Raw genomic sequence first — 21,340 nt, 5'->3', positions numbered from 1 at the left:
CCCGCCTGGGTGCGGCCGGTGCCGGCCGTCACCCTCCTGGCCGGCGCGCCGAGGTGGCCAGCGTGCGGGGCATGACGTCGCACGACGACCGGATGCTACCTGAGCGCTAGAGCTGCTCGCGGAGCCAGCCGGCCGCCTCGGCGGCCCAGTACGTGAGGATGGCGTCGGCCCCGGCGCGGCGGATGCCCAGCAGGGAGTCCTGGATGGCCGTGCGGCGGTCGATCCAGCCGTGCGCGGCGGCCGCCTCGATCATCGAGTACTCGCCCGAGACCTGGTATGCCCACACGGGGATGTCGACGGCGGCGCGCACGTCGGCCAGCACGTCGAGGTACGGCTGCGCCGGCTTGACCATGACGATGTCGGCGCCCTCGTCGGCGTCCATCACCGCCTCCTTCACGCCCTCGCGGGCGTTGGCCGGGTCGAGCTGATAGGTGCGGCGATCGCCCTTCAGCTGGGAGTCCACCGCCTCGCGGAAGGGGCCGTAGAAGGCGCCGGCGTACTTGGCGGAGTAGGCCATGATGAGGGTGTCGGTGAAGCCCTCGGCGTCCAGCGCCGCGCGCACCGCCGCCACCTGGCCGTCCATCATGCCGCTCAGGCCGAGCAGCGCCGATCCCGCGCGGGCCTGCGCCAGCCCCATGGCCGCATAGCGCTCGAGCGTGGCGTCGTTGTCGACGGAGCCGTCGCCGGCCAGCACGCCGCAGTGGCCGTGGTCGGTGAACTCGTCCAGGCACAGGTCGGTTTGGACCACCAGCGCGTCGCCGACCTCCGCGACGACGGCCTCGGTGGCCACGTTGAGGATGCCGCGCGGGTCGTCCGCCCCGGACCCCGTGGCGTCGCGCACGGCGGGCACGCCGAAGAGCATCACCCCGCCGACCCCCGCCTCGGCTGCCTCCGCGGCGGCCCGCCGCAGCGTGTCCAGAGTGTGCTGGACGACGCCCGGCATCGAGGCGATGGCGACCGGCTCGTCGATCCCCTCGCGCACGAACATCGGCAGCACGAGCTGCGATGGCACGAGGTGCGTCTCGCGCACGAGTCGGCGCACAGCCGGCGACTGCCGCAGGCGCCGCGGTCGGTGCTGGGGGAAGCTCATGGACGCTCCTCGGGTCGGGCGATCACGGCGTTCGAGCCCGTGTCGGCGATCGCCAGCGCCTCCGGGGTGGGCGGGGGAACCGGGATCCCCGCGAGGGTGTCGATCAGAGAGTCGATCGTCTGCAGCGGCGCCACGACCTGGATGGGAAGACCGACCCGCTCGGCGTCGCGCGCGGTGCGAGGACCGATCGCGGCGATGACCGTCTGCTCCGGGATGCGCGGGAACTGCTCGCGCACCTGTTCGGCGACGGAACCGCTGGTCACGAGGATCGCGTTGATCCTGCCCGTCTCGACATCGCGGGCGACGCGATCCGACGCCGGCACGCCGATGGTGCGGTAGGCGACAACGCTGTGCACGTCGTGCCCGGCCTTGCGCAGGGCGGTGGTGAGGACGGGCTTGGCGATCTCGCTGCGCAGCGTGAGCACGCGACGCGGCTCGCGCTCGAGCTCGATCATCTGGTGCGCCAGCCCGGCCGCCGAGTTGTCGATCTCGGGCACCAGATCGACGCGGTACCCGACCGCCGTGAGGGCGGCCGCAGTCGTCTCGCCGACGGCGGCGACCTTGGTCGTCTCGGGAATGGTCGCCTGGTACGCGTAGAGCACGTCGACGGTCGTGGCGCTCGTCACGGTGAGCCAGTCGAACCGTCCCGCCCGCAGGTCGGCGATCGCCTCTTCGAGGGTGGCGACATCGTCGGTGGGCGCGAAGTTGATCAGCGGCGCGATCACCGGCACGGCGCCCTTCGAACGCAACGTCGCCGCGACGCCGTCGCCCCACGGTCCGCCGCGGGGGACGAGCACCCGCCAGCCGGAGAGGGGCCTGGCGGTCTTCGCTTCTGTGTCTGGAGTCATGAAGTGGGGGGTCCCGATACGAGGTCGCTCGCCCCGGCCTCGAGCAGCCGACGCGCGACCTCGTTTCCGATGTCGTCGGCGCGCGGGTACGCGCCGGAAGCGTCGTCGTCGGCGCTGCCTGTGTCCCGACTATACCCCCGCTCGGCGGAGGCGGAAATCGGTCCGATCAGCAGATCCTCCGTGCGCCCCACGGTCTGCGACGGCTCGGCACCGTACACCTCGGCGCGCAGCCGCAGGCGGTCGCCGTCGATGAGGGCGTGCACGCCCACCGGGGCGTGGCAGCCGGCCTCGATCCCGGCCAGCACGGTCCTCTCGACCTCCTGGGCGAATCGCGTGGCCGGATCGTCGAGGCGGCGGATCGCGGCGAGCAGCGCCGGATCGGCATCCTCGCGCGTCTCCACCGCGAGCACGCCCTGCCCCGCCGCCGTCGGCCAGCCCTCGAGCTCGCGCGGCTCGACGTGCAGGTCGATCTCGGCGCCGAGGCGCGACAGTCCCGCGGCGGCCAGCACGATGGCGTCCAGCTCGCCGTCCCGCACGCGGGCCATGCGCGAATCGACGTTGCCGCGCAGGTCGCGGATCTCCACCGCCGGGTTCGCGGCTCGCACCTGCGCGATGCGCCGCGGCGAGCCCGTGCCCACGAGCGCGCCGGCGGGAAGGTCCTCGAGTCGCGTGCCGTCGCGCGTGATGATCACGTCGCGCGCGTCGGCACGGCGCGGCGTCGCGGCGACGATCAGCCCCGGAGCGGGCGTCGTCGGCAGGTCCTTGAGGGAGTGCACGAGCAGGTCGCACTCGCCCGCGAGCAGCGCTTCGCGCAGTCGCGTCGCGAACACGCCCGTGCCGCCGAGGCTCGCCAGCGACGCGCGCGTCGTGTCGCCCTCCGAGACGATCTGGACGAGCTCCACCGGGCGGCCGGTGACAGCCTCGAGGTCGCGGGCGACCATGCCGGACTGCGCCATCGCGAGCGCGCTGCGCCGCGTGCCGAGCCGGATCGGCGCGGCTGCCGAGGGGGTGGTCACTGCAGCACTTCCGGGATCTCGTCGAGGGGGATCCGGCGACCGGTGAAGAAGGGCACCTCCTCGCGCACGTGGCGGCGCGCCTCGGTGTAGCGCAGCTCGCGCATCATGTCGACGAGATCGGTGAGCTCGTCCGCCTCCATGGGGAGCATCCACTCGTAGTCGCCGAGCGAGAAGGCTGCCATCGTGTTGGCGGTCACGCCGGTGAAGGCGGCACCCTTGCGGCCATGGTCGGCGAGCATCGCGCGGCGCTCCTCGTCCGGCAGCAGATACCACTCATAGCTGCGCACGAACGGGTAGACCGTCAACCACTCCTTGGGGGCGATGCCGCGCAGGTAGCCGGGCACGTGCCGCTTGTTGAACTCGGCGTCGCGGTGCACCGCCATCCCGTTCCACGTGGGCAGCAGGGGGCGCAGCAGTTCGGTGCGGCGCAGGCGCCGCACCGCCTTCTGGAGGTGCTCGGGCACGGGGCCGTGCAGCCACACCATGAGATCGGCGTCGGCCCGCAGCCCGCTGACGTCATAGAAGCCGCGCACGGTCACGCCGCGCTCGGAGAGGAAGCCGACGATGTTCTCGAGCTCCGTCGGGTCGACCTCCGTCACCGGCTGCGCCGGGTTGCGTCGCCACACGGCCCACAGGCTGTAGTCGTCGCCGGAGCGCTCGGGGGCGTCGGTCTGATCGAGGGGCTGGTTGTCCGCCATGCCGTCATTCTCCCACCGCGAGGTGAGTGATAGATCCGCGTCTGCGGCGTCAGCCGCGCTTGCTCAGCAGGGTCACGAGGCCCCACACGGCCGCTCCGACCGCCGCGGCGATCGCGACGGCGCCCGCCGCCGCGACCCCCGGCTCGCGGCGCGCGAACGCCCGGGCCCGGGTCATCGTGCGCTCCGTGGCCTCGGCCGCGCGCGCCGGGAAGTTGGCCTTCTGCTCGATGGCCGCGAGCGCCGCCCGCAGCTCGGCCCTGGCAAGCTCGACCTCGTCGGTGATGCCGCTGGGCACCACGGTCTTCGGCAGGGCGTCAGAACTCATCGGCGAACTCCTTCACGATGCGCACATCGGTCTTCACGGCGTCTCGGGGCCCGTCGAGCTGCTGGATCTTTCGGATGTGACCGAAGTAGGCCCAGGCGCCCGCGGCGGCGGCCAGGACGATCCCGATGACCACCACGATGAGCGCCGCGACCCACAGCGGCATCCACAGGTCCAGCAGGATGACGAAGAACGCGAGGAAGGCCGGGATCGTCCAGAACAGGAAGAACAGGGCGATGATCCCGAACACCGCGGTGAGCCCGCCGTGCTTGGCGAGCTGCCCGACGTAGCCCTTGACCGCGCGCAGCTCCGCCTTCACCAGGTCGGAGACGAGTCCGGGCACGTCGCCGATCAGCGTCAGCAGGCCATCGTCGGCGCGGTCGCGCACCGGCGACCGACGCGAGGTGCGCGGGGACATCAGTCGTCCGCGGCCTTCTTCACGTCGTCGACCGTGTCCTTCGCCTCGTCGATCACGGCGTCGAGCTTCTGCCCGGGGGTGCCGGAGGGGGAGGCCACGGTCTTGACGACCCCGACCAGGCCGCCCCACGCGATGCTGGGCACCTTCATGGCACCGGAGGTCGCGAGGCGCTTCGCCCGACCGACCTGCTCCTGAACCGGGTCGAGGTTCCACAGCCTGAGAGCCTGGACCTTGATCTGCTCATACCGCTGGCGACCGGCGCGGGTGCCGAGCACGTAGCCCACACCGAGCCCGATCACGAGTCCCACCTTGCCCCTCATGGGGTCTCCTCACGTCGTCGGAGTGCGTCGTGGTCCCACGATAGCCCGCGACCTCTCGGGATGCATTCCGCTTGCGGAATCCGTCGCCGCGCGGTAAAACATGCGCCTCAGCCGAACAGCGCCGCGCGGCGCAGGCGCTCCGCCTCGGCGAGGGCGTCGGGCACCACCTGCGCCAGGCCGGTCCCCGAGAGCCAGGCGCCCACGGCCCCGACGCCCGGCACCGCCTCGACCGCGGCGCGTGCCTGTCGGGCCGCCTCGCGACGGCCGATGGAGGCCGCCGGCTGGGACTGCGCGAAGCGCTCCAGGGCGAAGCCGCGCACGCGGTCGCGCGCGAGCGGCACGCCCAACAGCGCCGACGCCTGCTCGCGCGCGAGCTCGGCCGCCTCGGCGGTGCCGAGCCCCTCCGTGGCGGGCTCGTCGTCCTGAGCCCCGAACGACACGCGCACGACGTGGCGGCCCGGACCCGCGGCGTCCCGGATCCAGCCCCACTTCGCCGTGGCATGGGTGAGCGCCTTGGCGCGGAAGGAGCCGGGCACGGTGAGCACGCCCGTGCCGCGCGGGGCGGCGTCGAGCTCGGGGGCGTCGATCACGAGCGTGCCGACGTGCACGACGGGGCCGGGGCGCGGCGGCTCGGCGGCCAGGCCGGACGCGTGCGGCGCCAGCAGGCGCCGCGCCGCCGGCTCCTCCGTGGCGACGACGACGAGATCGAACGCGGCATCCGCGGCGGCCCCGACGTCGGGCTCGCCCTCCGCCGGGGCGTCGTCCCTGGGCTCGGCCGGGGCCCGGTCCGCCACAGCGGGAGCGATGACGAGCCAGCCGTCGTCCGCGCGCTCGAGGCCGGTGACGGGGGCGCCGGTGTGCACGCGCGCGCCCATCGACGCGAGGCGAGCCGTCAGCGCGTCGACGAGCGCGCCCATGCCGCCGCGGAGGCCCTGCACGGCCGCCCCGGGGGCGCCGGCCTTGGAGCGGCGCTCACGCTGCAGCAGCTCGACCGCGCCGAGCAGCGACCCCGTCTTCGTCAGCGCGCCGTTCAGTCCCGGCGCGGCGACGTCCGGATCGATGTCGTCGGGGTGGGCGGAGTAGACGCCATGGGTGACCGGCGCGACGAGCCGATCCCGTACTCGCTCGCCCAGGCGTGTGCGCACGAGATGGCCGAGGCTGCGGTCCCGCCCGATGGTGAGCAGCGGCCGCACCCGATCGAGGTAGGCGCGCCACGCGCCGCCCCACCCGATGATGCGGCGCACATCGTCTGCGAAGGGGTTGGCGGGGATGCCGAGGATGCCCCCGACCGGCAGGGGCGCGGCGTCGCCGCCGGGAAGCCCCGCGACCCACGCGCCCCCCGCGCCGGTGCCCGGCTCGACGACGAGGTCGGAGAGCCCGAGCTCGTCGACGAGCGCCCGCACGTGCCCGCCGCGCGTGGCGAAGCTCTCGGCGCCCAGGTCGAGACGCAGACCGTCCACCTCGCCCGATCGCACGGCACCGCCCACGCGGTCCCGCGCCTCGTACACCGTGACGTGCATGCCGAGCTTGGCGAACTCGAGCGCGGCGACCAGCCCGCCGATACCGCCGCCGATGACGGCGACCCGCGTGTCGATGGCCCGCTTGTGCAGGCGCTCGAGGTCCTCGCTCACTCCGCCCCGCTCCCCTCCGCGTGCACGAGTTCCACGATCCGCGTCAGCACGCCCGGGTCCGTCTCGGGCGGGACGCCGTGGCCCAGGTTCACGACGTGCGCGCGGGCGGCCCGCCCGCGCTGCAGCACCTCGCGCACGTGCGCCTCGAGCACGGGCCACGGGGCTCCGAGCAGCGCCGGATCGATGTTGCCCTGCAGTGTCGTGTCGGGGCCGACCATCCGGGCGGCCTCGTCGAGCGGCAGGCGCCAGTCCACCCCCACCGCGTCGGCGACGCCGTCGAGGCGCATGTCGGCGAGGAACGGTCCCGTCCCGACCCCGAAGTGGATCACGGGCACGGGCAGGTCGGCCACCGCCGCCCGCGAGTGCGGTGCCACGAAGGCACGGAAAGCCGAGGGGGAGAGCGAGCCGGCCCACGAGTCGAACAGCTGCACGGCGGCCACGCCCGCCTCGATCTGGGCGCCGAGGAACGCACGCGACACACGCGAGAGCCAGCCCGCGAGGCGGTGCCAGGAATCCGGGTCGGCGTGCATCATGGCGCGGGCGCGCAGGTGCTCCTTCGACGGGCCGCCCTCCACCAGATACGCCGCGAGCGTGAACGGTGCGCCGGCGAAGCCGATGAGCGGCGTCTCGCCGAGCTCGGCGGTCGTCAGGCGCACGGCCTCGCGGATCGGCGCCGCCGCCGCGGCGACCTCCTCGGGATCGATCGAGGTGACGCGCGCCACGTCGTCGGCCGTGCGGACGGGGGCGGCGAAGACGGGGCCGCGCCCCGGCTCGATCTCGACCTCGACGCCCGCGAGGCGCAGCGGCACCACGATGTCGCTGAAGAAGATGCCGGCGTCCACGCCATGACGTCGCACCGGCTGCAGCGTGATCTCCGCCGCGAGGTCGGGGGTCAGGCACGCGTCGAGCATGCGCGTCCCGACGCGCAGCTCGCGATACTCCGGGAGCGATCGCCCGGCCTGTCGCATGAACCAGATGGGAGCGGACGCGGGGCGGTCGCCCTGCAGCGCGCGCACGAGCGCGGACGAGGAGGTCATGCGTCCATTCTTGCCACGGGCCCCCGTGGGATCCCTGTGCCTTCCGGCGGTAAGGGGACCCTAATCATGAATCATTCAGGAAAAGCTTCGACAGGCTGTAGAATCGTTTCTCGTGCTGCTGTGCGTCACCGCGAGTCACAAGACCGCCCCGTTCGATCTGCTCGAACGGCTCTCCACGCACGCCGCGCCCGTGGCGCCGCTCATCGCCGGCCGTGAGCAGGTGCAGGGTGCGGTCGTGCTCTCCACGTGCAATCGCGTCGAGGCCTACGTCGAGGTTCCCGACGGGGCCGAGGTGCAGGGCGTCGAGGCGGCGCTGCATGCCCTTCACACCGCCACGGGCGTCAGCCCGAGCGAGCTCGAGGGCGCGTACGAGGTCAAGGCCGGCGGCCGCGTCGCCGAGCATCTCTTCTCCGTGGCCTCCGGCCTCGAGTCGGTCGTGATCGGCGAGGGCGAGATCGCGGGACAGGTGCGCCGCGCCCTCGACGACGCCCGCTCGTTCGACGCCACCTCGCCCGAGCTGGAGCGCCTGTTCCAGCGCGCGACCGAGACGCAGAAGGGCGTCAAGAACGCCACGGCCCTCGGGCGCGCCGGGCGCTCGCTCGTGCGACTGGCGCTCGAGCTGGCCGACAGCCGGATCGCCGACTGGAGCGGCCTGCGCACGCTGCTCGTGGGCACGGGCGCCTACGCCGCCGCCACGCTCGCCGCGCTGCGCGACCACGGCGTGACCGACATCACCGTGCACTCCCCCTCGGGGCGCGGAGCGCGCTTCGCCGCCAAGCACGAGATCGCGTTCGTCGAGGCTGCCGGCTTCGCCGAGGCGGCGGCACGCGCCGACCTCGTCATCACGTGCACCTCGAACGAGGAGCCGGTGGTCACCCCCGAGCTGCTGCGCAGGGGCGGCTACCGCGGCCGCGGCTTCGTGATCGATCTCGGTCTGCCCCGTAACGTCTCCGCCGAGGTCGCCGAGCTCGAGGGCATGACGCTGCTCGATCTCGAGACCATCCGCCTGCACGCGCCGCTCGAGGAGCTGCGCGCTCACGATGACGCGCGCCGCATGGTGCGCGACGCGGCGGCGAAGTTCCACCTCGTGGGTCGCGAGCAGAGCGCGGCGCCCGCGATCGTCGCCCTGCGCGAGCACGTCTTCGAGCTGCTCGATGCGGAGATCGGGCGTGGCAAGGGCCGCGGCGACGACGAGCGCATCGAGCAGGCGCTGCGCCACATGGTCGGCCGACTGCTGCACACGCCCACCGCCCGCGCGCGCGAGCTCGCCGCGCAGGGTCGCGCGGACGATGTCTTCGAGGCGCTGGAGACGCTGTTCGGCATCGACGCGCGGCCGGCGGCGGATCATGGCGAGCCCGACGCGGCAACCTGCCCGTACCGCGGCGAGGCCACCGCCTGAGCGCTCGCGCGGCGAGTCGCTGGCTCCCGCCGACCGTGCCGCGGCGGGGCGGGGTCCTCCTGGCACACGCGACGGCGCCCGGCTTCACGGCCTGCCTGCGAGACTGGGGGAATGTCGCCGTCGCGCAGATCCCAGGTGCCGCCGTTCGAGGTGATGCGGATCCTGGACCGCGTCGCGGAACTACGCGCGGCCGGGCGCGACGTCGTGTCGCTGTGCGCGGGCGAACCCTCCGGTGGAGCGCCGGTGGCCGTGCACGAGCGCGCCCAGCGCCTCCACGCCGCCCGCCATGCGCTGGGATACACGCCGGCCCTCGGCACGCTTGAGCTGCGCGAAGCCCTCGCGTCGCACTGCGCACGCTGGTACGGGCTCGACGTCGACCCTCGCTCGGTCGCAATCACCACGGGATCGTCGGGTGCGTTCCTGCTCGCGTTCCTGTCGGCGTTCGAGCACGGCGACCGAGTCGCCCTCGCGCGGCCGGGCTATCCCGCCTACCGCAACATCCTGCGCTCGCTCGGCTGCGAGGTGGTCGAGCTCGACTGCGGCCCGGAGGTGCGCTTCCAGCCCACGCCGGAACTGCTGGACGCCGCCGTCGCCGACGGCGGCCCCATCGCCGGCCTCGTGGTGGCATCGCCGGCGAACCCGACCGGCACCATGATCGGCCGAGACGAGCTCGCTGCGCTCTCCCACTGGTGCCGGCGCAGGGGAGCCCGGCTGGTGAGCGACGAGATCTACCACGGCATCGCCTACCCGGACGATCCGTCGGCACCCGGCGCCCGCGGCACGAGCGCATGGGAGCTCGACCGCGACGCGATCGTCGTCTCGTCGTTCTCGAAGTACTGGGGCATGACGGGCTTCCGGCTCGGCTGGATGCTCGTGCCCGACGACCTGCGCGCGCCCGCCGACGCCCTCGCCGGCAACCTCGCCCTGTGCCCACCGGCGCCGGCGCAGCTCGCCGCGCTCGGCGCCTTCGAGGAGGAGTCCTACGCCGAGGCCGAGCGCCGCGTGAGGGAGTTCGCCGCCTCACGCGCGCTGCTGCTCGCGCGCCTGAGCGCGCTGGGCTGGGGCACCATCGCCCCCGCGGACGGCGCCTTCTACGTCTACGCCGACATCGCGCCGCGGCTGGGCCCGTTCCCGGACTCCTCCGCGTGGTGTGCCGCGCTGCTCGAAGAGGAGGGCGTCGCCGTCGTCCCGGGCGCCGACTTCGACGCGGTCGGCGGGCGCACCTTCATCCGCCTCTCCCTTGCGGCCGGGCCCGCGGCGGTGGACGAGGCCCTCACGCGCATCGCCCGCTTTCAGACGCGCCGCGCCTGAGTCGCCGATTCGGGAGAATGGATCCATGGCCCTCGACATCACCGGCGACCCCGCCGCCGACGCCCTGCTGACCGAGAACCCGCTGGCGCTGCTCATCGGGATGCTGCTGGACCAGCAGGTGGCGATGGAGACCGCGTTCGCCGGGCCGGCGAAGCTCCAGGAGCGGATCGGCGCCGTCGATGCGCGCACGCTGGCGGAGTACGACCCGGGCGCCCTCGTCGAGGCCTTCCGGCAGTCTCCGGCCGTGCACCGCTTCCCCGGTTCGATGGCCGCTCGCGTGCAGTCGCTGTGCCGCGCGGTGGTCGAGGAGTGGGACGGCGACGCGGCGGCGCTGTGGACGCGCGACGAGCCCGACGGCCCCACGGTGCTGCGGCGGCTGAGGGCGCTGCCGGGGTTCGGGGAGCAGAAGGCGAAGATCTTCCTCGCACTGCTGGGCAAGCAGTACGGCTACCGCGGCGCGGGCTGGCGCGACGCCTCCGCGCCGTATGGCGAAGAGGGGTCGTACCGCTCCGTCGCCGACATCGTCGGACGCGAATCGCTCGCGAAGGTGCGCGAGCACAAGAGGGCCACGAAGGCCGCCGCGAAGCAGGGCGGCACCGCGTCCACGCGGGAGAACGGCGCCGCCGCGGGCTCGTGAGAGCCCCGGGGCTTGAGTGCGTGGGCACAAGCTCGCATACTTGAGTCCATGGGTTCATGGCGCGGGCGCGCGGACGACGCAGGTGAGGCGCTGCGGTGTTCGTGATCACCGCGGATCAACGGCGAAGCCAGGCGGGGCCGGACCTCGTTCCCGCGGGAATCGACATCGTCACGGCGACGGCCGGCGACGCGCTCGCGCTCGCCCCGGAGCGCACGGCCGGCGACGAGATCCAGGCGCTGCTCTCCGACGCCGGGCGCACCCTCGCCGCGGTCCTGGCGTTGTGTCGCACGCGGCAGTGGCGGGTCGGTGTGGGCGTCGGCGCGGTCGAGAGCACGCCGACCGCCCAGGTGCGGGCGGCGCGGGGACCGGCGTTCGTTCACGCCCGCGACGCCGTGGAACGCGCGCGGCGCTCGCCCACGCGGGTGGCCGTCACGGGACACCAGCCGCGGGGTGGGGGCGGCGCGGACGACGTCGAGGCGCTGCTGCGGCTGCTCGTGGAGCTGCGGGACCGCCGCTCCGACGAGGGCTGGGAGGTGCACGACCTGCTCGCCGAGGGACTGAGTCAGCGCGAGATCGCGCGGCGGCTCCGGATCACCGAGAGCGCGGTGAGCCGACGAGCCGGCGCCGCCGCCCTGCGCACGGAGGAGGCGGCGATCCCCGCGCTCGCCCGCCTGCTCGCGGCGCTCGACGACGCGTCGTGACCCGCCGCGGGTCCACCCCGACGCGGCGGCGGCCCGTGGCACACTGAGCCGCATGTCCCTGCTCGACCTCGTGCTCGGCGCGGTCCTCGTGATCGTGATGGCGACCGCCCTCGTCCTCGTGCTCGTGCGCCGACGCCGGCCGACGTCCGGGCCGTTGCTGGCGGCGGCGATCCTGATCGTGCTGTCGCTCCTCGTCGTCGCGATCGTGCCGCTGCAGGTGCCCGTGCCGCTCGTCGCGGGGCTCGCGCTACTCGGCACGGCGGTGGCGGTGCTCGGGGGCGACCCCGTCGCGCGTCGCGTGCTCGCGTTCGCCTCCGACGACGGCGTGCGCGAGGGCCCACACGGTGGCATCCTGCTGCGGGCACCGGCCGGGAGCGGGCAGGGCGCTCCCGAGGTGATGCGGGGCGGCGTCACGGTCGGCTACCTCGAGCGGCTGGCCGCAGCGCTCGCACTGATCGTCGGTTACCCCGAGGCGATCGCCGTCGTCGTGGCGATCAAGGGCATCGCGCGCTTCACGGAGCTGGCCTCACCCGAGGCCCGCGAGCGCTTCATCATCGGTACGCTGGCGAGCCTCAGCTGGGCATGCCTCACCGCCGCCGCCGTGCGGCTCGTGATCGCGTAGCCGTCAGGGGCGCGGAGCCCGGCCGACGCCGTACAGCTCGCGGATGACGTCCTCGGCGCGATCCGCGTCTCGCGCCGCCACCGCGTCGGTCAGCTCGCCGTGCAGCCGCCGCAGGTCGAGCTGGTGGTCCGCGGGAGCGAGGGCCTGCCGAAGCACCCAGCGCAGGGTGTGGAAGACGTCGGTGCGCAGCGAGAGCACATTGTTGCCGCAGCAGGCGACGAGGTGGTCGTTGACGGCGGTGCCGGCCTCGAGGTACGCCTCGAGATCGTCGATGACGGCGCCGCTCTCGTCCAGCAGCCGCAGCGCGGTGGCGAGCTCGGTGTCGGTCATGCGCTGCACGGCCATGCGCGTGACGGCGCCGTACAGGTAGCCGGCGTGCTCGACCGTGTCGCGCACACGCTCGGGCGTGATCCGCGCCACCCGCGTGTAGCGGCTGGCGGCCATCTCGACGAGACCGGCTCTCTCCAGCCGCTGGATCGCCTCGCGCACGGGCATGCGAGAGACGCCGAGGCGGTCGGCGAGCTGCTGATCGCGCAGGGCCTCACCGGGCGCGAACTCGCCCCGCACGATCGCCTCCGCGAGGCGGTCGAACACCATGTCGGACAGGCGCGGTGCGGACGACAGCGCGATCGGCGCCACGGAATCGACGGGCATGATCACTCCAGGTGAGGGTGTGGACCCATGAGGGTCTGGAGGTCGAGCACGCGACGCCTTCGGGTCGGCGTCGCGCGCTGATCATACCGTCAGGCGGTTACGCCCCCGCAAGCCTTTCGGCGAGGAAGGCGCGCAGCCCCTCGAGGGGCACCCGCTCCTGCGCCATCGTGTCGCGGTCGCGCACCGTGACCGCGCGGTCCTCGAGAGAGTCGAAGTCCACGGTGACGCACAGCGGCGTGCCGATCTCGTCCTGCCGGCGGTAGCGACGGCCGATGGCCCCCGCATCGTCGAAGTCCACGTTCCACATGCCGCGCAGATCGTCGGCCACCTCGCGTGCGAGCGGGGAGAGCTTCTCGTTGCGGCTCAGCGGCAGCACAGCCACCTTCACGGGCGCCAGGCGCGGGTCGAGCCGCAGCACGGTGCGCACGTCGGTGCCACCCTTCGCGTTGGGCACCTCCTCCTCCGTGTAGGCGTCGACGAGGAACGCCATCATCGAGCGCGTGAGGCCGAACGACGGCTCGATCACGTACGGCACGTACTTCTCGCCCGACGCCTGGTCGAAGAACGTGAGGTTCGCCCCCGAGTGCTCGATGTGGTTCGACAGGTCGAAGTCGGTGCGATTGGCGATGCCCATGAGCTCGCCCCACCCCTTGCCGGCGAAGCCGAACTCGTACTCCACGTCGATCGTGCGGTCGGAGTAGTGCGCGCGCTCGTCCTCCGGCACCTCCAGCTTGCGCATGTGCGCGGGGTCGATGCCCAGGTCGACGAACCAGTCCCAACACGCGTCGACCCAGTGCTCGAACCACTCGGCGGCCTCCGCCGGCGGCACGAAGTACTCGATCTCCATCTGCTCGAACTCGCGGGTGCGGAAGATGAAGTTGCCGGGCGTGATCTCGTTGCGGAAGGCCTTGCCCACCTGCCCCACGCCGAAGGGCGGCTTCTTGCGCGCGGCGGTGACGACGTTGGCGAAGTTCACGAAGATGCCCTGCGCGGTCTCGGGCCGGAGGTAGTGCAGGCCCGACTCATCGTCGACCACACCGAGGTAGGTCTTCACGAGGCCCGAGAACGACCGCGGCTCGGTCCACTGCCCGCGCGTGCCGCAGTCCGGGCAGACGATGTCGGACATGCCGTTCTCCGGCGCGCGGCCCTTCTTCTGCTCGTAGGCCTCGATGAGGTGATCCTCGCGGTGGCGCTTGTGGCAGTTGAGGCACTCCACGAGCGGATCGGTGAACGTGGCCACGTGGCCCGACGCCTCCCACACCTTGGTGGGCAGGATGACCGACGAGTCGAGGCCGACCATGTCGCCGCGACCGCGCACGAACGTCTGCCACCACTGTCGGCGGATGTTCTCCTTGAGCTCGGTGCCGAGGGGGCCGTAGTCCCACGCCGAGCGGGAGCCGCCGTAGATCTCTCCCGCCTGGAAGACGAACCCGCGGTGGCGGGCGAGGCTGATCACCTTGTCGAGGCGGGACTGTTCGGCCACGGTGGCTCCAATGGTCGGGGAAGCGAGTCGGACGCGCCTGCCGCAGGGCGGCGCGGGAGCGGCACGGAAACCGCACCTCGATTCTAGTCTCGGGCGCCCGCGTCCCCGGCGCCGCCCGCGCCCGGCCCCGCGGCACGCGCGGCCGCGGCGGCGCGCGGCAGCCATGCGGGGGTGCGCCCCGGCCGCTGCGGCGGAACGAGCCGGCCCGCCTCGCTGTCGGCCACGAGCTGTCGCGCGCGGCGCTCGCGCGTGGCGTCCTGCGCGGCGGACATGATCCAATGCCACACCGCCTTGCGGTAGCCCGGCGCCGCCTCGGCGAGGAACGCCGTCGTCGCCGGCGAGCCCTCGACGATGCCGCGCAGGTGCGCGTCGAGCTCGGTCTCGCCGTTCTCGTGGGAGTACACCCCGGTGCGCTCGGGCGCGCGCCGCTCGAACGCCGCCAGGCCCGCCGGCCGCATGCGTCCCTCGGCGATCAGCCGCTCGGCGTGCGCGATGTTGACGCGCGACCAGATGCTGCGCGGCTTGCGCGGCGTCCACCGCTGCCGCCGCCTGTCCTCGTCGATGGGCTGCGACACCGAGTCGATCCATCCGAAGCAGAGGGCCTCGAGCACGGCGTCGGCCCAGGTCAGCCCGCGGTCCGGCGCGTGCGCGCGCCGCACCTCCATCCACAGCTCCGTCTCGGTGGCGTGGTGCCGCTCCAACCAGGCGCGGAACTCCGCCGCGTCGCGGAAGAAGACCGCCGGCCGATCGGCGGTGCCGCCCGGCGCCCCGGGATCGTCGCGATGCTCGGACACGACCCCAGCCTGCCACGCACCCCGGACACCGGCCAGCGCCCGTCCGACCCCGTGTCCGAGGACGGGGCTAGGGTGGGAGCGTGACGGAACGGGACGAGAGGCGGCGGCTCTCCCGAACCACACCCCGCTGGCTCACCGTCTTCGCGCTCGCGTTCACGGGCCTCGTCTCGGCATACATGTTCACGCTCGTCGTGCCCATCCAATCCGAGCTGCCGCACCTCCTCGGCGCGTCCCGCGCCGACACGGCGTGGGTGGTCACCATCACGCTGCTCGTCGCCGCCTGTGCCACGCCGATCTCCGGCCGTCTCGGCGACATGTACGGCAAGCGGCGCATCGTCCTCATCCTCATCGGATTCCTCATCGCGGGCTCCGTCGTCGCGGCGCTCGCCCCCGGCATCGTCGGCGTGATCGTCGGGCGCGGGCTGCAGGGCGCGGCCACGGGCGTCGTCCCGCTCGGGATCGCGATCATGCGCGACGTGCTGCCGCCGGCCCGGCTCGGCACGGCCGTGGCGCTCATGAGCGCCACCATGGGTGTCGGCGGGTCGGTGGGCATGCCCGTGAGCGCCTGGGTCGTGGAGCACCTCGACTGGCACGCGCTGTTCTGGATCGCCGGCGGGCTCGGGGCGATCGGGTTCGCCCTCGTGCAGCTGCTCGTGCCGCCCAGCGTGCTGCGCGCACCCGGACGATTCGACGTGGTCGGCGTGATCGGACTCACGGCGGCCCTCAGCGGCGTCCTTCTCGCCATCTCGCGCGGGCCGGACTGGGGATGGACCTCGCCCGCCACGCTCGGGTGCGGCATCGGCGGCGTCGTCGTGCTGCTCGCGTGGGGCGCGTACCAGCTGCGCACGCGCGAACCGCTGCTCGACCTGCGCGTCGCCGCACGCCCGTCGGTGCTGTTCACCAACCTCGCCGCCATCTGCATGGGCTTCGCGCTGTTCGGCTCGAACGTCACGCTGCCCCAGATGCTCGAGCTGCCCGCCGAGACCGGGTCGGGGTTCGGGCTGGGAGTGTTCGAGACCGCCCTCGTGGTCATGCCGTCGGGGCTGCTGATGATGCTCATCTCGCCGCTGTCGGGCTGGCTGGAGCGCACCGTCGGTGCGCGCGTCATGCTCTCGTCGGGGATCGGCTTCGTCGCCCTGTCGTACCTCTATCTGCTGCTGTGGTCCGACAGCGTGTGGCATCTGTTCGCGGCGAACCTCATCGTCGGCGTCGGCATCGGGCTGAGCTTCGCGGCGATGCCGATGCTCATCATGCGTTCCGTGCCGGCGGATGAGACGGGCGCCTCCAACGGCATCAACGCCCTCGCCCGCTCGCTCGGCACGTCGACGGCGTCGACCGTGATGGCGACGGTGCTGGCCTCGCTCGTCGTGGAGCACGACGGCGTGGCGGTGCCCACGCCCGCGGCCTTCGAGCTGTGCTTCCAGCTCGGTGCGGTCGTCGGCGCCGCCGCCTTCGTCCTGTCGCTGTTCATCCCGCGCCACCCCGCGGCGCCGGCGCACGCCTCCGTTCCCGCCACCGCCTGAATCGGGTCCCGGCACGGGGATCGGCCGCCCCGCCGACGCCGCGGCATACGGCGAACGCCCGGCCGCTCCCCGACCGGGCGCTCACCGTGACCGGCTCAGCCGCGCAGGGCCGCCAGGTTGCCGTACGAGACGGCGGCGTTGTCGAGCGACGCGCCGGCGCTCGGCGCCGGGTAGCTCGCCGCGTTGTCCTGCTCGTACATCGAGTGATGGCTCCCCTTGGCGCCGATGCGCCGGTAGAAGGTGGCGTAGTCGATGTCCCCCGTCCCGAACGGCACCATGTCGTAGCCGTTCGGCGTGGCGGCGTTGATCCTGCCGTCCTTGGCGTGGAAGAGCGGGAACCGCTGCGTCTGCGCCGCGACAACGGCCGCCGGGTCGAAGACCGCCGTCACCTGGGAGCCGTCGGGGGCCGTGTAGGAGCGGTGCTTGTACTGGGCCACGTGGGCCCAGTAGATGTCCATCTCCAGATACACGTACTTCGGATCGGTGTGCGCGAGGAACCATTCCAGGCGCCGCACCCCCGAGGATCGCGTCGGACGGCCCTGTGCGTCGAGCGGCCCGCTGTCGAGCAGGAAGCTGTAGGCCACGTCGTGATTGTGCGTGTACAGCTTCAGGCCGTGCCGCGCGGCCCGCTCGCCCAGGACGTTCCACCGGTCGGCCGCGGCCTGCCAGTCGGCGAGGTAGGCGCTGCCGGTGGGGTCGCTGCCGGTGCCGATGTGGTCGAGACCGAGGATGTTGGCGACCTCGCACGCGGCGTCGAAGGCGGCGAGGGTCTGCTCGTTGATGGTCGACGGGATGCTGCCGTGGTTGCCCTGGGCACGCAGACCGTTGTCGTCCAGCCACGTGCGCAGCAGCCGCGCACCCGCCACGTTGTCGACATTGCCGCCCTCGGCGTTCGCGTGCTGACGGAAGCCGGCGAACTCGACCTGCCGGTACCCCATCCCCGACAGCGCCGCGAAGACCTCCTTGAAGCCAGACGGCAGGTCGGTGGTGCCCGGATCGCGGGCGATCGCGTCGCGGACGGTGTAGAGGATGATGCCCCGCCGCGGCGGCGGCACCAGCACCCCGTTCCCGCCGGCGGGAACCGGCCTGCCTGCCGCGTGTGCCGCTCCGGCACCGCCGAGCCCGAGGACCGCGGCGGCCGCCATCCCCGTCGTCGCGGCCAGCAGCTGGCGGCGACTCAGACCGAGCCGGCCGCCGAGAACGCGGGCGTCCTCATGCATCTGGTGAAGCTGATCGTCCATCGTGTGCTCCTTTGCACCGAGGGCCTTGATTGGCGTGCAACGGTCGGCCAAGACCCGGAACCGAACGACGCAGGCGCGCGTCAGCGCGCGGCGAAGGCCGAGTCGAAGGCCGCGGCCGACGGCTCGTACGACGACATCCGTCGCACGAACGCGAGTGCCTCGGGGGCGCCGACGAGCCGGTCCATGCCGGCGTCCTCCCACTCCACCGAGAGGGGCCCGTCGTATCCGATCGCGTTCATCATGCGGAAGGCGTCCTCCCACGGCACGTCGCCGTGACCGGTGGAGATGAAGTCCCAGCCGCGGCGGGGGTCCGCCCATGGCAGGTGGGACGACAGCCGGCCGTTCCGGCCGTTGTTCAGCCGCTTCTTCGTGTCCTTGCAGTGCACGTGGTAGATCCGGTCGCGGAAGTCCCAGAGGAACCCGACGGGGTCGAGGTCCTGCCACACCATGTGCGAGGGGTCCCAGTTCAGGCCGAATGCCTCGCGGTGGCCGATCGCCTCGAGCGCGCGCTGCGTCGTCCAGTAGTCGTACGCGATCTCGGACGGGTGCACCTCGTGCGCGAACCGCACGCCCTCCTCGTCGAAGACGTCGAGGATCGGGTTCCAGCGGTCCGCGAAGTCGCGGTATCCGGCCTCGATGAGCTCATCAGACACCGGCGGGAACATGGCCACGTACTTCCAGATGGAGGAACCGGTGAAGCCGGTCACCGTCTTCGCTCCCAGCCGCGCCGCCAGGCGTGCGGTGTTCTTCAGCTCCTCCGCCGCTCGCCGCCGCACCCCCTCCGGGTCGCCATCGCCCCACAGCTCGTCCGAGACCATGTCGCGATGCCGCTGATCGATCGGATCGTCGCACACCACCTGGCCCTTGAGGTGGTTCGAGATCGCGAAGACCCTCAGCCCGTTGCGCTCGAGGATGTCGAGCCGGCCCTGCACGTAGCTCGCGTCGTCCCAGCGGCTCGGGTCGAGGTGATCGCCCCAGCACGCGATCTCCAGGCCGTCGTACCCCCACTCGCCCGCAAGGCGCGCCACCTCCTCGAACGGCAGGTCGGCCCACTGGCCGGTGAACAATGTGACAGGTCGCGCCATCGCTTCCTCTCCCTTCCGGTCGCCCTCGACCGCTCAGTCCTGATCCACCGCGGTCCACGCGGCGTCGTTGGCGGCGCTGCGCTCGACGGCGTCGAGCACGCGCTGCACCTGCAGCCCCTCGGCGAAGCCCGGCGCGGGATCGGCCCCGTGCGCGATCGCCTCGACGAGGTCCTTCGCCTGGTGGCTGAAGCCATGCTCGTAGCCCAGCATGTGTCCCGTCGGCCACCACCCCTCGAGATACGGGTGACCGGGCTCGGTGACGACGATGCGCGTGAAGCCCTGCTCGGTCTCCGGCGCTGTCCGGTCGTACAGCCACAGCACGTTCAGATCCTCGAGATCGAACGCGATCGCACCGCGGTCGCCCGACACCTCGATGCTCAGGGCGTTCTTGCGCCCGGTGGCGAAGCGCGTCGCCTCGAAGCTCGCGAGCACCCCCGACGAGAGTCGTCCCGTGAAGATCGCGACGTCGTCGACGGTCACCTCCCCCCGCTCGCTGCCCCCCACACCGGCGATGCCGGTGCGCTCGGTCTCGACCGGACGCTGCCGCACGATGGTGTCGAGCACCCCCGTCACCCGTTCGACGCGCTGCCCCGTCACGAACTGCACGAGATCGACCGCGTGCGCGCCGATGTCGCCGAGCGCCCCCGAGCCGGCCTGATCCTTGCGCAGCCGCCACGACAGCGGCGCGTTCGGATCCACCAGCCAGTCCTGTCGGTACGAGGCGCGCACCTGGTGCACCGTGCCGATCCGGCCCGCCGCGACGAGGTCGCGCGCGTGGGTCAGCGCCGGCACCCGGCGGTAGGTGAATCCCAGCATGGCGCGCACCCCGCGCGCCCGCGCCGCCTCGGCGGCGCGGGTCATCGCGGCCGCCTCGGCAACCGTGTTGGCGAGAGGCTTCTCGCACAGCACGTGCTTGCCCGCCTCGAGCGCCGCGATGGCGATGTCGGCGTGCGACGAGCCGGGCGTGACGATGTCGATCACGTCGATGTCGTCACGCGCCACGACCTCACGCCAGTCCGTCGCCGCCTCCGCCCACCCCCACCGGTCGCGGGCGGCCCCGACCGCCGCGGCGTCGCGACCGACGATCACCGCCATCTCCACGCTCCGCGGCAGGTCGTACACCCGCGGCGCCGTGCGCCATGCCTGGGAATGCGCGGCGCCCATGAAGCCGTAGCCGATCATGGCGACACGCAGCGCGCCCGTCTCCGTCATTCTCGTTCCTCCTGCTCTCCTCGTCGTGTCGTGGGACGCGGGGACGGTCGGGTTCCGTCCCCGCGTCTGGCTCACGACTCGAAGGCGAGGTCGATGAAGTCGGCGACGTTGTCCTTCGTCACGACCGGCGCGTCGAGGACGATGCGGTTCGGCACGCTCGGCGTGATCAGGTCGCTCATCGTCTTCTCCTGCGCGACGAGCCGTGCCAGCGCGATGCCGTCGGCCGCCTGCGTGGACGGGTAGATGACCGTCGCCTTGATGACGCTGTCGTCGGCCTGGATCCGGTCCATCATGTTCACGCTGCCGGCGCCGCCGACGAGGAAGAACTCGTCCCGGCCGGCCGCCTCGATGGCGGCGAGCACGCCGACGCCCTGGTCATCGTCGTGGTTCCACACCGCGTCGAGCTCGGGGTTGGCCGACAGCAGCTGCGAGGCCGCCGTCTCACCGCCCGCGACCGTGAAGTCCGCCGCGACGCGGGGGCCGACCTCGAGCCCGCACTCGGCCAGCCCGTCCGCGAAGCCCTGCGAGCGGTCCTGCGTGAGGGGCAGGGAATCGATGCCGGCGATCTCGCCGATGATGGCGTCGCTCTCCCCACCCAGCTGCTCGCAGATGTAGCGGCCGGCGCTCACGCCCATGCCGTAGTTGTCGCCCAGGATGGTCACGCGGGAGGCGGCCGGGTCGGAGAACTCGCGGTCGACGTTGATGACGGGGATGCCGGCCTCCATGGCGCTGATCGCCACCTGGGTGAGCGCGGCGCCGTCGGTCGGCAGCAGGACGATGGCGTCGACGCCGTCGTTGATGAACTGCTCGACGGCGGCGATCTGGGCGCTGGCATCGTTGGTGCCCTCTGCCTGCCGCAGCTCGACGTCGCCGAACTGCTCGGCGGCCGCGAGCGCACCGGAGTTGATGGCACCGAGCCAGCCGTGGTCGGCCTCGGGTCCCGACCAGCCGATGACGACCGTGTCGCCCTCGGCCGCGTTCTCGTCGGCACTCGTTCCCTGGTCGATCGCGTCCTCCCCCTCGGTGCCGTCGCTGGTGCAGCCGGCGAGCAGGCCGATGGCGGCGAACGCGGCGGCGCCGATGGCGGCCGTCCGCAGTGCGCGCTTGCGCAGTGTCCGCATGATTCCTCCTTGAATGTGATGCAGATGTGCCGTGCGCCGCGAACCTCTGAGCCCCCGGGACGCGCCCGCGCCGACGGGGTCACGGTAACAGCTCCGCCCGGGTCTGTACAGCTTTTGTCGCGTGCCCGTCGAAAGTCGAAGGCGGCGGCAATCCCCGGGATCTCCGCGCAATCGCTG

General features: G+C 72.9%; 22 protein-coding genes. 6 read left to right on the top strand and 16 right to left on the bottom strand.

Features of this window, described 5'->3' with window-relative positions; translation table 11 throughout:
• Positions 1-106: 106 nt before the first annotated feature.
• The 9 genes from hemB to hemE all read right to left on the bottom strand — a co-directional run bounded on the left by hemB (position 107) and on the right by hemE (position 7,380).
• Positions 107-1,090, bottom strand: a complete 984-nt coding sequence (gene hemB, locus N8N77_RS10960; RefSeq protein WP_261166905.1) for a porphobilinogen synthase — start codon at positions 1,088-1,090, stop codon at positions 107-109.
• A complete protein-coding gene (locus tag N8N77_RS10955) occupies positions 1,087-1,938 on the bottom strand; it encodes a uroporphyrinogen-III synthase (RefSeq protein WP_261166904.1) in 852 nt (283 codons plus the stop codon). Before N8N77_RS10955 ends, hemB begins: the two co-directional genes overlap by 4 nt.
• Positions 1,935-2,954 carry a hydroxymethylbilane synthase gene (gene hemC, locus N8N77_RS10950; RefSeq protein WP_261166903.1) on the bottom strand — a complete coding sequence of 340 codons (1,020 nt, stop codon included), beginning with the start codon at positions 2,952-2,954 and terminating at the stop codon, positions 1,935-1,937. The genes N8N77_RS10955 and hemC overlap by 4 nt, the downstream gene beginning before the upstream one ends.
• Positions 2,951-3,652 carry a hydrogen peroxide-dependent heme synthase gene (gene hemQ / locus N8N77_RS10945; protein WP_261166902.1) on the bottom strand — a complete coding sequence of 234 codons (702 nt, stop codon included), beginning with the start codon at positions 3,650-3,652 and terminating at the stop codon, positions 2,951-2,953. The genes hemC and hemQ overlap by 4 nt, the downstream gene beginning before the upstream one ends.
• A gap of 49 nt (positions 3,653-3,701) precedes the next feature.
• On the bottom strand, positions 3,702-3,977 hold the full coding sequence (locus tag N8N77_RS10940) for a hypothetical protein (RefSeq protein WP_261166901.1): 276 nt from the start codon (positions 3,975-3,977) through the stop codon (positions 3,702-3,704).
• Positions 3,967-4,392 (bottom strand): phage holin family protein, encoded by a 426-nt coding sequence (locus N8N77_RS10935; RefSeq protein WP_261166900.1) that lies wholly within the window; start codon positions 4,390-4,392, stop codon positions 3,967-3,969. Before N8N77_RS10935 ends, N8N77_RS10940 begins: the two co-directional genes overlap by 11 nt.
• Complete coding sequence (locus N8N77_RS10930) at positions 4,392-4,712, bottom strand: hypothetical protein (protein ID WP_261166899.1); 321 nt, start codon at positions 4,710-4,712, stop codon at positions 4,392-4,394. Before N8N77_RS10930 ends, N8N77_RS10935 begins: the two co-directional genes overlap by 1 nt.
• Before the next feature lie 107 nt (positions 4,713-4,819).
• On the bottom strand, positions 4,820-6,343 hold the full coding sequence (gene hemG, locus N8N77_RS10925) for a protoporphyrinogen oxidase (RefSeq protein ID WP_261166898.1): 1,524 nt from the start codon (positions 6,341-6,343) through the stop codon (positions 4,820-4,822).
• Positions 6,340-7,380: a uroporphyrinogen decarboxylase gene (gene hemE, locus N8N77_RS10920; RefSeq protein WP_261166897.1), complete on the bottom strand. Its 1,041-nt coding sequence runs from the start codon at positions 7,378-7,380 to the stop codon at positions 6,340-6,342. Before hemE ends, hemG begins: the two co-directional genes overlap by 4 nt.
• Positions 7,381-7,492: 112 nt before the next feature.
• Between hemE and N8N77_RS10915 the strand changes: the two genes are divergently transcribed.
• From N8N77_RS10915 to N8N77_RS10895, 5 genes are all read left to right on the top strand, one after another.
• On the top strand, positions 7,493-8,779 hold the full coding sequence (locus N8N77_RS10915) for a glutamyl-tRNA reductase (protein WP_261166896.1): 1,287 nt from the start codon (positions 7,493-7,495) through the stop codon (positions 8,777-8,779).
• Positions 8,780-8,890: 111 nt separating this feature from the next.
• Positions 8,891-10,090 carry an aminotransferase class I/II-fold pyridoxal phosphate-dependent enzyme gene (locus N8N77_RS10910; RefSeq protein WP_261166895.1) on the top strand — a complete coding sequence of 400 codons (1,200 nt, stop codon included), beginning with the start codon at positions 8,891-8,893 and terminating at the stop codon, positions 10,088-10,090.
• A 25-nt stretch (positions 10,091-10,115) separates the two neighbouring features.
• A complete protein-coding gene (locus tag N8N77_RS10905) occupies positions 10,116-10,727 on the top strand; it encodes an HhH-GPD-type base excision DNA repair protein (RefSeq protein WP_261166894.1) in 612 nt (203 codons plus the stop codon).
• 95 nt (positions 10,728-10,822) lie between these two features.
• Complete coding sequence (locus tag N8N77_RS10900; RefSeq protein ID WP_261166893.1) at positions 10,823-11,428, top strand: DNA-binding protein; 606 nt, start codon at positions 10,823-10,825, stop codon at positions 11,426-11,428.
• A gap of 52 nt (positions 11,429-11,480) precedes the next feature.
• The gene (locus N8N77_RS10895) at positions 11,481-12,050 is read left to right on the top strand and encodes a hypothetical protein (protein ID WP_261166892.1); all 570 of its coding nucleotides are present in this window, start codon (positions 11,481-11,483) and stop codon (positions 12,048-12,050) included.
• Between the two features lie 3 nt (positions 12,051-12,053).
• On the opposite strand, the gene N8N77_RS10890 is transcribed toward N8N77_RS10895, so the two are convergent.
• The 3 genes from N8N77_RS10890 to N8N77_RS10880 all read right to left on the bottom strand — a co-directional run bounded on the left by N8N77_RS10890 (position 12,054) and on the right by N8N77_RS10880 (position 14,981).
• On the bottom strand, positions 12,054-12,704 hold the full coding sequence (locus tag N8N77_RS10890; RefSeq protein ID WP_261166891.1) for a GntR family transcriptional regulator: 651 nt from the start codon (positions 12,702-12,704) through the stop codon (positions 12,054-12,056).
• A 97-nt stretch (positions 12,705-12,801) separates the two neighbouring features.
• Positions 12,802-14,187 carry a glycine--tRNA ligase gene (locus tag N8N77_RS10885; protein ID WP_261166890.1) on the bottom strand — a complete coding sequence of 462 codons (1,386 nt, stop codon included), beginning with the start codon at positions 14,185-14,187 and terminating at the stop codon, positions 12,802-12,804.
• 83 nt (positions 14,188-14,270) lie between these two features.
• On the bottom strand, positions 14,271-14,981 hold the full coding sequence (locus N8N77_RS10880) for a YdeI family protein (RefSeq protein ID WP_261166889.1): 711 nt from the start codon (positions 14,979-14,981) through the stop codon (positions 14,271-14,273).
• A gap of 80 nt (positions 14,982-15,061) precedes the next feature.
• Here N8N77_RS10880 and N8N77_RS10875 point away from each other — a divergent pair, with 80 nt between their 5' ends.
• Positions 15,062-16,504: an MFS transporter gene (locus tag N8N77_RS10875; RefSeq protein WP_261166888.1), complete on the top strand. Its 1,443-nt coding sequence runs from the start codon at positions 15,062-15,064 to the stop codon at positions 16,502-16,504.
• Between the two features lie 95 nt (positions 16,505-16,599).
• Here the strand turns inward: N8N77_RS10875 and N8N77_RS10870 are convergent, their stop codons facing one another.
• From N8N77_RS10870 to N8N77_RS10855, 4 genes are all read right to left on the bottom strand, one after another.
• The gene (locus N8N77_RS10870; protein WP_261166887.1) at positions 16,600-17,745 is read right to left on the bottom strand and encodes a sugar phosphate isomerase/epimerase; all 1,146 of its coding nucleotides are present in this window, start codon (positions 17,743-17,745) and stop codon (positions 16,600-16,602) included.
• An 80-nt stretch (positions 17,746-17,825) separates the two neighbouring features.
• The gene (locus tag N8N77_RS10865; protein WP_261166886.1) at positions 17,826-18,830 is read right to left on the bottom strand and encodes a sugar phosphate isomerase/epimerase; all 1,005 of its coding nucleotides are present in this window, start codon (positions 18,828-18,830) and stop codon (positions 17,826-17,828) included.
• 33 nt (positions 18,831-18,863) lie between these two features.
• Entirely contained in the window at positions 18,864-20,042 is a 1,179-nt protein-coding gene (locus tag N8N77_RS10860) for a Gfo/Idh/MocA family protein (RefSeq protein ID WP_396652830.1), read from the bottom strand.
• 71 nt (positions 20,043-20,113) lie between these two features.
• Positions 20,114-21,163 (bottom strand): substrate-binding domain-containing protein, encoded by a 1,050-nt coding sequence (locus tag N8N77_RS10855; RefSeq protein ID WP_261166885.1) that lies wholly within the window; start codon positions 21,161-21,163, stop codon positions 20,114-20,116.
• Between the last annotated feature and the right edge of the window lie 177 nt (positions 21,164-21,340).

Origin of the sequence: Microbacterium sp. Marseille-Q6965 (genome assembly GCF_946151065.1) — a bacterium.
Classification (GTDB): domain Bacteria; phylum Actinomycetota; class Actinomycetes; order Actinomycetales; family Microbacteriaceae; genus Microbacterium.
This window is presented reverse-complemented; position numbering and strand designations above follow the sequence as displayed.